Origin of the sequence: Campylobacter sp. FOBRC14, from assembly GCF_000287855.1 — a bacterium.
Classification (GTDB): Bacteria; Campylobacterota; Campylobacteria; order Campylobacterales; family Campylobacteraceae; genus Campylobacter_A; species Campylobacter_A curvus.
Window position 1 is genome coordinate 230,012 of the sequence record NZ_ALJJ01000009.1, and the last position, 11,820, is coordinate 241,831.

Annotated in this window: 14 protein-coding genes; 7 read left to right on the top strand and 7 right to left on the bottom strand. The window is 45.5% G+C overall.

The window, feature by feature from the left end; translation table 11 throughout:
- Window positions 1-104 precede the first annotated feature (104 nt).
- Window positions 105-512, top strand: coding sequence for a cupin domain-containing protein (locus HMPREF1139_RS04405; protein WP_034966095.1), 408 nt, complete (start codon window positions 105-107; stop codon window positions 510-512).
- A gap of 21 nt (window positions 513-533) precedes the next feature.
- On the opposite strand, the gene HMPREF1139_RS04410 is transcribed toward HMPREF1139_RS04405, so the two are convergent.
- Window positions 534-1,436 (bottom strand): AraC family transcriptional regulator, encoded by a 903-nt coding sequence (locus HMPREF1139_RS04410; RefSeq protein WP_009650050.1) that lies wholly within the window; start codon window positions 1,434-1,436, stop codon window positions 534-536.
- A 157-nt stretch (window positions 1,437-1,593) separates the two neighbouring features.
- Between HMPREF1139_RS04410 and HMPREF1139_RS04415 the strand changes: the two genes are divergently transcribed.
- From HMPREF1139_RS04415 to HMPREF1139_RS04425, 3 genes are all read left to right on the top strand, one after another.
- Window positions 1,594-2,757, top strand: coding sequence for an MFS transporter (locus tag HMPREF1139_RS04415; RefSeq protein ID WP_009650108.1), 1,164 nt, complete (start codon window positions 1,594-1,596; stop codon window positions 2,755-2,757).
- A gap of 40 nt (window positions 2,758-2,797) precedes the next feature.
- On the top strand, window positions 2,798-3,181 hold the full coding sequence (locus tag HMPREF1139_RS04420) for a hypothetical protein (protein ID WP_009650197.1): 384 nt from the start codon (window positions 2,798-2,800) through the stop codon (window positions 3,179-3,181).
- Between the two features lie 75 nt (window positions 3,182-3,256).
- On the top strand, window positions 3,257-3,631 hold the full coding sequence (locus tag HMPREF1139_RS04425) for a hypothetical protein (RefSeq protein ID WP_009650318.1): 375 nt from the start codon (window positions 3,257-3,259) through the stop codon (window positions 3,629-3,631).
- Here the strand turns inward: HMPREF1139_RS04425 and HMPREF1139_RS04430 are convergent, their stop codons facing one another.
- From HMPREF1139_RS04430 to HMPREF1139_RS04445, 4 genes are read right to left on the bottom strand one after another with little or no spacing between them, the layout of a single operon-like run.
- Window positions 3,632-4,180, bottom strand: coding sequence for an oxidoreductase (locus HMPREF1139_RS04430; RefSeq protein ID WP_009650180.1), 549 nt, complete (start codon window positions 4,178-4,180; stop codon window positions 3,632-3,634). It lies immediately after the preceding gene.
- Between the two features lie 9 nt (window positions 4,181-4,189).
- Window positions 4,190-6,361: a heavy metal translocating P-type ATPase gene (locus HMPREF1139_RS04435; RefSeq protein ID WP_009650071.1), complete on the bottom strand. Its 2,172-nt coding sequence runs from the start codon at window positions 6,359-6,361 to the stop codon at window positions 4,190-4,192.
- A complete protein-coding gene (locus HMPREF1139_RS04440; protein ID WP_009649941.1) occupies window positions 6,361-6,567 on the bottom strand; it encodes a heavy-metal-associated domain-containing protein in 207 nt (68 codons plus the stop codon). Before HMPREF1139_RS04440 ends, HMPREF1139_RS04435 begins: the two co-directional genes overlap by 1 nt.
- The gene (locus HMPREF1139_RS04445; protein ID WP_169753691.1) at window positions 6,564-7,127 is read right to left on the bottom strand and encodes a GNAT family N-acetyltransferase; all 564 of its coding nucleotides are present in this window, start codon (window positions 7,125-7,127) and stop codon (window positions 6,564-6,566) included. The genes HMPREF1139_RS04440 and HMPREF1139_RS04445 overlap by 4 nt, the downstream gene beginning before the upstream one ends.
- Before the next feature lie 117 nt (window positions 7,128-7,244).
- Here HMPREF1139_RS04445 and HMPREF1139_RS04450 point away from each other — a divergent pair, with 117 nt between their 5' ends.
- Genes HMPREF1139_RS04450 through HMPREF1139_RS04460 form a run of 3 tightly spaced genes read left to right on the top strand, consistent with a single transcriptional unit; the run spans window position 7,245 to window position 9,805 of the window.
- Window positions 7,245-7,952, top strand: coding sequence for a YebC/PmpR family DNA-binding transcriptional regulator (locus HMPREF1139_RS04450; protein ID WP_009650157.1), 708 nt, complete (start codon window positions 7,245-7,247; stop codon window positions 7,950-7,952).
- A gap of 17 nt (window positions 7,953-7,969) precedes the next feature.
- Complete coding sequence (locus tag HMPREF1139_RS04455; RefSeq protein ID WP_009650345.1) at window positions 7,970-8,461, top strand: peptidylprolyl isomerase; 492 nt, start codon at window positions 7,970-7,972, stop codon at window positions 8,459-8,461.
- Window positions 8,462-8,470: 9 nt separating this feature from the next.
- A complete protein-coding gene (locus HMPREF1139_RS04460) occupies window positions 8,471-9,805 on the top strand; it encodes a cation:dicarboxylate symporter family transporter (protein WP_009650077.1) in 1,335 nt (444 codons plus the stop codon).
- A 25-nt stretch (window positions 9,806-9,830) separates the two neighbouring features.
- Here the strand turns inward: HMPREF1139_RS04460 and HMPREF1139_RS04465 are convergent, their stop codons facing one another.
- Together HMPREF1139_RS04465 and HMPREF1139_RS04470 are read right to left on the bottom strand one after the other, a co-directional pair.
- Window positions 9,831-10,520: an aspartate/glutamate racemase family protein gene (locus HMPREF1139_RS04465; protein WP_009650184.1), complete on the bottom strand. Its 690-nt coding sequence runs from the start codon at window positions 10,518-10,520 to the stop codon at window positions 9,831-9,833.
- Complete coding sequence (locus tag HMPREF1139_RS04470; protein WP_009649979.1) at window positions 10,517-11,809, bottom strand: dicarboxylate/amino acid:cation symporter; 1,293 nt, start codon at window positions 11,807-11,809, stop codon at window positions 10,517-10,519. Before HMPREF1139_RS04470 ends, HMPREF1139_RS04465 begins: the two co-directional genes overlap by 4 nt.
- Between the last annotated feature and the right edge of the window lie 11 nt (window positions 11,810-11,820).

The window sequence follows — 11,820 nt, forward strand, 5'->3', positions numbered from 1 at the left end:
TCCTTTTTTTGCGCTAAATTTTGGCTTTGATTTTAGCTCAAATCCACTTAAATTTCACGCCGTATTCACTCTGTGCGGCTAAAATAAACGAAAAAGGAGTAAAAATGAAAAAGCGAATTTATCACGTAAGCGAGGTCGCAAAGGGCGGAGAAAAGGCGATAAAAACGGTATTTTGCGAGACGGACGCCACTAGCTGCGCAGTCTGGGTCGTGCGAGCTGGTCAAGAGGTCGCGGCACACGCGCACACCACAAGCGACGACGTGTGGGTGTGCTTACAAGGCGAGGGCGTATTTTATCTTGCAAAAAAGACGGACGAGCTTTTGGATAACGGCAAGCAAGTAAAATTTAAAAGCGAGCGATCTTGCCGATACGAGCAAATCTCGGTCAAAAAGGGTGATGTGGTAGTCTCGGCCAAGGGCGAATGCCACGGCATGAAAAACACCGGCAAGGAGGATTTCATCTTTATAAGCGTCATCGCACCATTGCCCGCCGATTACGTGGCGCTGGGGTAAATTTAGGTGCAAAAAGCCTTATCAGTTTGCTTTTAGCATCGCCGAATGCACCTTTGGAGCGACGCCAAACATCCTTGAATACTCTCTACTAAACTGCGATGCGCTCTCGTATCCGACCTCAAAAGCCGCCTGTGCTACGGGTAGATCGGTGTTTGAGAGTAGGTTTTTGGCCTCTTCAAGGCGTATCTTTTTTTGAAAGGCTATCGGCGAGAGCGAGGTTATCGTTTTAAAATTTTGATAAAGCGAACTCTCGCTCATGTCGCACGCACGGGCTAGATCTTTGATGTTTATCTTTTCGTTGAAGTTGTCCTTTATCTTGATGATGGCACGCGAAATTTTGTTCGAGGCGCTACCTTGCATAGCAAATTTATTCAAAAAATATCCGCTTTTTTTATCGTTTGCTAGGGCGAAAAGTATCTCTTTTTTGATGAGACCGGCTATGTAGTCGATGTTGCTTTTTGGCTTATCGTTTAGCCAAACCAGCCTTAAAAGCGGCTCTAGCAGCTCATCGCTAAGCTCGCCGAAAAATACGCCTTTTTCGCTTTTTTGTAAATTTTGCTTCTCTATCTTGATATTTTTTAGCACCTCATATATCTCATCAAGGCTGAATTTTAGCGCCAAAGATACATATGGCTCGTCTTTGCTGGCCTTTGTGACGCACACATTTAGCGGCATATAGGTCGAGGCGAGAAGATATGTGTTTTCATCGTATCCATACATATTTTTGCCAAATCCTACCGCCTTTGCACCTTGTAGTATCACGCAAAAAGACGGCTCGTATAATGCGGCTCTAAGAGACTCGCTGGGATGATCTGTGATGTAAAATTTCAGCGCCTCCATTTGGCTATTTACATATCCTGCGACGCCGTATTTTTGCAGTAAAAGCTCCTTTATCTGTTCTCTTAAATTTTGCACGCTCATCATATCAAGTTCCTTTATTTTTATTGCATGAATTTTAGCAGAAAATTTCTAAATTTGTAGGATCAGGCAAGGATTTGACCTTAAATTTTACTCCATCCGCTTAAATCGGAGTTATAATATCCAAAATTTTTCAGCGATAAATATTTTGGAAAGATCAAAAATGTCTTCAAATCGCAAACTACTCGTTTTGATCAGTATCGCAGGCATCATCTCGGCTGCGGACAACTGGATCGCGTCATTACTGCTGCCTAGCATCGCCGATACGTTTGAGACCTCCGTGACCTCAGCCGCCGCAGTTTTGAGCGCGTATCTGCTACCATACGGCTTGTTGCAGCCCGTTTATGGATATTGCAGCGATCGATACGGTAGGAAAAAGATCTTAGTCTCGCTCATGTTTTTCCTAGCCCTATTCACGCTTTTTTGCTCGCTTTCAAAAAGTCTGTCCGCGCTAATCATTTTTCGCTTTTTCACAGGTTGCGCCGCAGCCGGCGTGATAGCCGTTTCTTTGGGGATCTTAGGCGATGAATACAGCGAACAAGACAGGCAAAAATTCGTAGGGATTTTTCTAGGATCGGTGTTTTTAGGACAAGGGCTAAGTGCAGGCCTGGGCGGCTGGATAGTCTCTAGCTGGTCTTGGCGGGCTAGCTTTTTGATATTTTGCATTTTGTCCGCCGCCTCGTTCATCTCGCTCTTTGCGCTAGATGTCAAAAACGAACAAACGGGCAAAAAAGATGAAATTTCGTTCATGCAGTCGCTAAAATTTATCCTCAAGGATAAAAGCCTTTTGAAAGTGTATCTTTTGGCTTTTTGTAACGGTATCGTCGTGCTTGGAGCGTATTCTTTCGTGGGAGCGTATCTGCTAAAAAAGCTAAACACGGAAAACAGCGCGGCGGGAGTGTGCCTGATGCTTTACGGCATAGCTTGCTTCTTTGCGGGCAATGCAAATAGGTTTTTAAAAAATTCCATTTCGCCGGATAAAAATTTGATTTTGGGATTTCTCGCCTCGTTTTTAGCCTTATGCTTTTTGGGGAGCTACTTCGTTTTTGCGGCTTTTGCGGGGACGTTTTTGCTGGGGCTTGGATACGTTTTGGTTCAGTCTGTGTTAGCCAGCGAGGCGCTACGTCCGAAATTTGGCAAAGGGCTCTCCTCTGGTATCATCGGGGTGGCGATATTTTTTGGCGGAGGTGTCGGCACTGCCGTGGGAGGCGAAATTTTGCGGCATTTTGACTACCGCGTTTTGTTTTTATCGTTTGCCGTTTTCCTAGCAGTTTTGCTCGTTTTTTACTGCGCGGATTTGGCAAAAGCGCGCAAGATAAAGCTCTAAAATTTCAAAATTTTACCGATATAGACAAAAAGGAGCTACCATGCAAATCGACACGAATTCAAACTCATATACAAATTTATACGACACGCAAAAAGCACAGCAAACAAAGCAAACTACAGGCGCTGCGACGCCCGATAAAACGGCTGTCAGCGTAAATGACGGCACGCAAACTGCCGCAACCGCAAGCGGAAGCACTAGCACTCAAAGCACTAAAAACTCCACCCAGGAGCTTGAGCAAACGATCAAAGAGCTACAAGAGCAGCTGACAAAGATCGGACAGCAAATAGCTCAAACGCAAAAAAGCGATGATGCGTTTTCAAGGCAGATGTTGCAGTATCTCACCTCACAGCAAGCAGACATCCAGGCGCAGATACTCTCGCTTCAAGCGCAAATTTTAAGCTCATCGTCGGCACAAACGCTTTAAAATTTCAAAAAATCCCTTTAGCTTTTTGCGAAATTGCCGATGTGTGTTAGTAGATAACCTAGGAAAGGACAACGCATGCAGATCGACACTTCGCTAAATTTACGAGCCAATGCATACGACGGCTATACTTCGGTATCAAACGCCAGCTCGCAGACGAATATCCTGGTCGCCTCGAATACCGATCAAAAGGATATCGTGCACAAGATAGAAAGCAGCGAGACCAAGCCGGAGCACACCACTATCAAAAAGTCAAACGAGCCCGAGCTAAGAGAAAATTTACAAAAACTGCAAGATACGATGACGCAGATCGGTCATCAAATATCAAAGGTCGAGCACCTAAACGACGAGACTTCAAAGCAGATGTTGCATCACTTCAACATCGCTCAGGCCGACATCCAGACAAATATCCTAAGCGTGAAAACTAAAATTTCAGAAGTTTCGCAAGATTGATCAGCTCTTTTGCTTTTTGCCGATCATCGCGCCAAGCGCAGTGCAAAAATCCTCTAAAAAATATCCCATTGCCTTATAAAAATTGCTGGTAGCCTGCGCTTGAAGCTCTTTGGCAAGCTCGTTTGCATAAGGTAAAAAATACGCCGACGAAAAAGCCGCTAAAAGACGCTGAGAATTTTCATTAGCCTCGTTTTTCAGTATCGCGGCGATAAGCAATAGCTGATTTGAGACGCTGTCTATCCCGTCCGCTTTTGGCTCAAATTTTATGCTTTTATAAAATTTCGCAAGATCGTCTTTTGCACTTGGAAAATAGTGGCTCGCTTGAAATTTCGGCTTTAGCACCACGAAATCATCGCAAAGTGCCGCACTGCTTTCATCTTTTAAAAATTTAGCGTAAAATTCGCCGCCCACTCGGCTCGCGTGCGTTTTGTTCTGCACTATCCAGCCTTTTGATTTTTTGATACGCATGAACTGTGCGACATCTAAAATTTCATTAAAATTCGCAGCAAGAGCCATTGCTACGACGCTATAAACTTCTCCGACTCTCAACTGTCATCCTTAAAATTTCAAATATCTAAGCCTAAGCGAATTGAGCACGACCGTAACCGAGCTAAAACACATCGCAAGTGCGCCATAAACCGGGCTAAGCAATATCCCAAAAATAGGATACAGCACGCCAGCAGCGACCGGGATACAAACGACATTATACACGAACGCCCAAAAAAGGTTCTCTTTTATCGTCCTCATAGTGCTTTTGCCAAGCTTTAGCGAGCTGGCTACGCCCTTGACGTCGTTTTTCATGAGTACGATATCGCCGGCCATTTTTGCGATATCAGAGCCAGAGTTCATCACGATGCCTACATCGGCCTCTTTTAACGAAGGCGAGTCGTTTATGCCATCTCCCACGAACACCACCTTGCCCTGGCGACTAAGCTCTTTTATCTTTTCAAATTTATCGTTTGGAAGCATATTTGCGTAAAATTTATCTACGCCAAGTTGCGCGGCGATATGCGAGACGACTTTCTCGTTGTCACCCGATAGGATGACGCTTTGTGCGCCTAAATTTTCAAGCTCGCCAAGCGCCTCTTTCACCCCGCTCTTAAGCTCGTCGCTTAAGGAGATGAAGCCTCTGAATTCGCCGTTTATCGCGCAAAGTATGATGCCGATTCCCTCATCTAAAATGCCTGAAATTTCGCCTTTTTTCTCGTCATCTATCAAAACGCCGTTTTTTGCTAGCAAACTCTCGTTGCCTATGACTACGCGATTTTTATCATCCTCGTAAATGACGCCATATCCCACGATATTTTCAAATTTACCCTCAAGCTTCATAGACTTTATGGAATTTTGCTCGGCAAATTTCACGACCGCTTTTGAGATAGGATGCTCGCTCAAGGCTTCAACAGAGGCTGCTAGGAGCAGATCATCATGGCTTAGCTTGCAGCTTTTGACGCTGATTTGACCTTTGCTAAGAGTGCCCGTTTTATCAAACGCTACAAATCTCACATCCTTCACGAGCTCGATCACTTCAGGATTTTTGATCAAAATTCCATCTTTTGCACCGCGTGCTAGCGCCGTTATGATGGCTATCGGCGTGGCAAGGCCTAGCGCGCACGGACACGAGATGATGAGCACGCAGATCGCGCTTGAAACGGCATAGGCGAAATTCCCGCTAAAAACCATCCAAACAAAAAATGCCAAAAGTGAGATGCAAATAACGCTTGGAACGAAGATATTTGCGATCTTGTCGGCTAGGCGGCTGATAGGCATTTTTTTAGTGCTGGCGTCATTTAGCAGATTTAAAATTTGAGACAGTAGCGTCTGGTGCGAGCCTTTACTCACTTTCACGCTTATATAGCCGTTTGTGTTTAAAGTGCCTGCAAACACCTCATCTCCAGCCTCTTTATAGACAGGCAGGCTCTCACCGGTCAGCATAGATGCGTCTATCTCGGCTCCTCCTTGGACTATGACACCGTCGCAAGGCACGTTATAGCCGTTTTTTACGACTACGACATCGCCGAGCTTTAGCTCCTCGACGCTCACTTCTACGTTTTGTCCGTCAGGCTTTATGAGGATCGCGGTCTTAGGCGAAATTTTAAGCAGGGTCTTTAGATAATCGCCCGCCCTGGCCTTCGAGCGCTCCTCGAGATATTTGCCAAGCAGCACGAAAGCTATTATCATCGCGGAGCTTGAGACATACATGTTTCTAAGGTCGCTTGGCAGGGCGCTAGGAAGCAAAAATACAAAAAGCGAATACAAAAACGCGCTGCTTGTTCCAAGTGCGACAAGCACGTTCATATCGTAGTTTTTGTTTTTGATGGCGGCGTAAGCGTGGGTGAAAAAGTCTCGCCCGCTAAAAACCAGCGTCAAAAAAGCCAAAGCAAGCATCAAAACATCGTTTAAAACGCCTCGCTTGCCTAAAATTTCAAGCCCCATTATGACGAGGCTGGCTGCAAACGCGAAAAGGAATTTATTTCTCATATTTGCGATGTGCTCGCTACGTTTTTGCTCGAATTCATCAAGATCAGTCGCGATGTCGTATCCTAGCTTTTTTATCTTTGCTTCTAAAATTTCGCGCACGCTGTCATCGCGCAGGATAAATTCGCCCGTCGCATTTGCGAAATTTACATGCGCTTCAAGGACGCCGTCAAGCTTTTTAGCCACTTTTTCGATGGCGTTAGAGCAGTTTACGCAGCTCATGCCGGCGATGTTTAGTTTGACGCTTTTAGGCATTATTTGACCTCTTGCAAGACCTCAAAGCCAAGATCTTCTATCTCGGTCTTAAATTTATCCACATCGCTATCAGCGATATCTACGCTAACTAGCCTTGGTTCGCTATTTAGATCGATGTAAATTTCGCCAAATTCGTCCTCTAGTGCATTTTTTATCGTTTTTGCGCAGTTTTCACAGTGGATGTTCGCTACTTGAAATTTTTTCATAATATCTCCTTTATCATGTGATTATAGCTATGAAAATTTACGATCATTTTGGTGTCGAATTTAAAGCCCAAGCTCTCGTAAAAAGCCTGAACTTTTGGCTTATTCTCATCTACTATGAGTGAAATTTTTTTAAAATCCTTTTGCTTTGCGACGGCAAAAGCATGCTTTATGAGCTCTTTTGCGATACCTCGCCCTCTAAAATTTTCATCTACCGCGATACTATCGATATAAAATTCATCTTCAAAGCATTCGCTATCAAGGATCGCTTCTTTTTCAAGAGCCTTTAAATGCTGCAATATCGGTTTATCTAGCATCGCCAGATCGCCGCCGTGATAAATGCATATCGCACCGACTATCTCATCTGAAATTTTAAAAACATATACGTTGTTGTAGCTTAGTCTATTGATGTCGCTTTTAAAAAACGAGTGTAAAATTTCATCGCTTTTAGCCCTGTCTTCGATGCCGCTTAGCCTAAATGCGATGTCTTCCATCGCTAAATTCAGCAGCTCTATGCAGCGTTTGGCGTCATGCCTTCGTGCATTTGAAATTACACCTTTCATTATAAATCCCGAAATATAAATTTTTATCAAATCATACCAAAATGCACCAAATTTCAAAATAATAAAATTTTGTTTTAGATATAATCTTGAAAATTTTTAATTTTTGTAAGGAAAAGTATGGGACGAGCATTCGAGTATAGACGAGCGGCAAAAGAAGCGCGCTGGGACAAGATGAGCAAGGTTTTTCCAAAGCTTGCCAAGGCCATAACGGTAGCTGCAAAAGAAGGCGGCGTCGAGCCTGATATGAACCCTAAACTTCGTGCCGCCATAGCCGCCGCAAAGGCCGAAAATATGCCAAAAGACAATATTGACGCGGCTATAAAACGTGCTAACGGCAAAGATAGTGCGGATATAAAAACGATATTTTATGACGGAAAGGCCGCACACGGCGTGCAAATAATCGTCGAATGCGCTACCGATAACCCTACGCGAACGGTCGCAAACGTAAAGGCCATATTTAGTAAAAACGGTGGCGAGGTGCTGCCAAGCGGAAGCCTTAGCTTTATGTTTTCAAGAAAGAGCGTCTTTGAGCTGAACAAACCTACCACCGATATCGAAGAGGTCGAGCTCGAGCTGATAGACTTCGGGCTTAGCGACATTGAGCTTGAGGACGATACGCTTTATGTCTATGGCGATTACACCAGCTTTGGCACGCTTCATGAAGGCATCGAAAAGCTAGGACTCGAGGTCAAAAAAGGCACACTTCAATACATCCCAAATTCCACCATCGCCTTGAGCGAAGAGCAGATGCAAGAGGTCGAAAGACTGCTTGACAAGCTAGAAGACGATGATGACGTGCAGGCTGTTTATACGAATATCGAATAAAATTTCAAAGGAAAAATATGCGTGAAGAGTTAAAAATTTACGATGTGGATCTAGACGAACTAAGAAAGTCGAGATTTGCCGTCCTTAGTACCGAAAAAGGCGACATAACGCTTGAGCTTTTTGCAGACGAAGCTCCGCAAGCGGTCGCAAATTTCGTAGAGCTCATAAAAAGCGGCTTTTACAACGGGCTGAATTTTCACCGTGTGATACCAAATTTCGTCATACAAGGCGGTTGCCCCAACGGAAACGGCATGGGAGGTCCTGGCTGGCGCATAAAATGCGAATGCGACGGGCAAAAGGTAAAACATGAGCGTGGTAGCCTATCTATGGCGCATGCGGGTCGCGATACTGGCGGTTCGCAGTTTTTCATCTGTCATAGTCCGCAGCCTCATCTAAACGGCGTTCATACGGTATTTGGAAAATGTGCGAACGAAGAGAGCCTAAAGGTGCCAGACAGCATCAGACAGGGCGATAAGATCATCTTAGCACAGATAAAAGAAAGCCTGTAAAGGATAATTTTGATACCACAATACATAAAAAACGCAAATTTTGCGACAAAGTTGCTCTTCAACCTCGCGTTTTGGGTCGTTTTAGGCATCGTAGCCGGCGTGCTGGTGGGGCATTTCTACCCAGAGCTTGGTATCGCCAGCAAGCCCGGGATCGATTATTTCATCAAGGCCTTGAAATGGCTCATCGGACCGATCATTTTTCTAACCATCATCTCCGGTATCGTGGGGCTTGAGAGTCTAAAAGATCTCGGCACGATCGGCTTTAAAGCGTTTATCTACTTTGAAGTCGTGAGCACGCTTGCCCTTGCCGTGGGAATTTTATTCGGTGAGGTTTTACGCCCGGGTCATGGCATGAATATCGACCCTGCTACGCTAGATACCTCCAGCGTGGATAAATTTATAAAAGCTAGCGACGGCTCGGCTAATCTTGGCTTTGTCGAGCACGTGCTACACATCCTAAAAGGTGCTATCCCACCTGATCCTATCTCACCATTTATCCATGCAAATACGCTTCAAGTGCTATTTATGGCGCTAGTAGTCGCGATCGTGCTTTCGTTTTTAAACAACGATCACAAAAAGCTCGTGCTAAAGCCGCTAGAAAAGATCCAGCACTATGTGCTGAAGCTACTAGCTATTTTGATGCTATTTAGCCCGGTCGCAGCGTTTTCGGCAATGGCGTTTTTGATCGGTAAATTTGGCATCAGCTCGCTACTAGGCATGGTCGAGCTACTACTCGTGATGGCGGCTGCATCGTGCTTTTTCATCTTTATCGTGCTGGGTATCATCTGCTATTTCGCAAAGGTCAATATCTTTAAATTTATGCGCTTCATATCGCGCGAAGTACTAGTCGTCTTTGCCACCAGCTCCAGCGAGACCGCACTCGCTCCGCTCATGCAAAAGCTAGAATCCGCCGGCATCAATAAAGGCGCCGTAGGCCTCATCATCCCTACCGGCTACTCCTTTAACCTAGACTGCACGAACATCTACCTAAGCCTTAGTATCATTTTCCTATCATACGCGACAAATGTCGATCTCACGATCGGGCATCTAATCAGCATCCTAATCGTACTGATGATCACCAGCAAAGGCGCCGTAGGCGTGACGGGATCAGGATTTATAGTATTAGCAGGTACGCTCGCTGCGCTCCCTAGCACGGGTATCGCGGTAGCTAGCGTGGCGATATTGCTAGGCGTGGATAAATTTATGTCCGAGATGCGCGCGGTAGGCAACCTCTGCGGAAACGCCGTGGGCTGCATGATAGTCTCTATCTGGGATAAAAAAGTGGATATGAATAAATTCAGATACGCTTTGGATCATCCAGAAGAGTATCATTTCCACTCATGATCTAAATTTAGAGCGTTTTTACGCTCTAAATTTTTCTCTCTAGTCCAAACTCTACACCGACCTTGGCAAGCTCCAGCGTCGCGTCTATAAATTTATAATCCCTATCCAAAAACGGTAAAAACATAGGAATCTCGGTGCAAGCGGCGATATAAACATCAGCCTTTATCCCGCTTATGATTTTATTAAAAATCGGCACGAATTCTTGCGTCTTGCCGGCCTTAACGCCCTTATAAATGCAGTCCATAATCCCGTCTTGTTGCTCTTTTGTAAAGCTCACGCTATTTAGCCCGTATTCGTCTAAAATTTTATCGTATACGCGCGCTTTTTTAGTGCCACTAGTTGCGATGACAGCGATATCTTTCGCGTCCGGGTAACGCCCTTTTATGGCATCTACCGCAGCCCTTGCGATGTGTAAAATTTTGACTCCGGCTTGCTTTTGGATGTCCTCGGTGAAAAAATGCGCCGTATTGCAAGACATCAGTAGCGCCTCGCAGCCGGCATTTTTCAGCCGTTTGGCGCTTTCTACCAGCTTTGGCAGAGGACTTGGCCCCTCGCCCATTATAAATTTCGTCCTATCCTCTATCTGCGAATAAGAATCTATCACTATATGCAGATGCTCTTGATCGCACGTAGCAGGCGTTAGTTCCGTCATTTTCTTGTAAAGATCGGCACTTGCTAGCGGCCCCATGCCGCCGATTATCCCTAGGCATTTCATCTGTTCCATGCCTCCATATCCAGTTCGTTTTCACTCTTGGCGACTATGACCGCACCGACCATATCGCCGACTACATTCATCGATGTCCTACCCATATCGAGGATAGCATCTATACCAAGTATCATGCCATAAGCTATGGCTACGACGCTTCCGGCCTCCACTTTTAGACCGACCGACTCAAGCACCATCAAAAGCATGATAGCACCGGCGCCAGGCACTCCGGCTGTCCCGATCGAGGCCAAAACAGCGGTCAAAACGACCGTGAGCTGCTGCGAGAAATTTAGCGGTACGCCCACGATGTTTGCGATAAAGATCGCGCAAACGCCAAGATATATGGTCGTTCCGTCCATATTTATCGTAGCTCCTACCGGGATAGTAAAGCCAAAGATGCTTCTTGGCACGCCCATATCTTTTTCCGCCGTCTCCATAGACACAGGTATCGTAGCACCGGATGAACGCGTCACAAAGGCCGTCACCATCGGCGGACGAACCTTTTTTAAGAATTTTATAGGGCTTAGCTTATAGATCAAGCAGATCACGCAATAAACCAAAACGATCTGAAGCAAGAGGCCTATATAAACGCTGATCGTGACGCTCAAGAGCGGTCCGAAAGCGTCCGCGCCGCTCTTTGAAAAAACGATAAAAATAAGTGCAAAAACGCCGATAGGGGCGTATTGCATTACCCAGCCGACGACCTTGAACATGACCTCGCTCATGCCCTCAAAAAACGAAAACACGACATCGGCTGAATTTTTGACCTTTTCGTCTTTGCTGTCACGGCAAAATGCAAGCGCGATGCCAAAAAATACGCAAAAACAAATGGTAGGCAGCACTTCGCCCTTAGCCACCGAGCCGAAAGGATTCGTCGGCACGATGTCAAGTAAAATTTGCACCAAGGTCGGAGCCTTGGCCTCCTTGGCCGTGCCCGCGATGTTTTCTAGCATCATCCCTTCGCCAGGAGCTATGACCGTGCCCACAAAAAGCCCGATGATAATGGCAAAAAGCGATGTCAGCAGGTAAAATATAATGATCTTTACGCCGACCTTGCCAAGCTGAGCCGGCGAGATGGAGCTCGTGCCCACGATGAGCGTGCAGACGATCACGGGCACCATTATCATCTTTAAAAGCCTGATGAAAAGGTCTCCAAATGGCTGTAAAAACTCGATCGCCTGGCTTGCATTTTGAAAAACGATACCAAAAATAGCACCCACGATAAGGCCTATCAAAATCCTCACAAGCAGGTTGCTCTTAAAATAAAAAGAGAAAATTCCGCCTTTTTGCTCGCTCATAAAATGTCCTT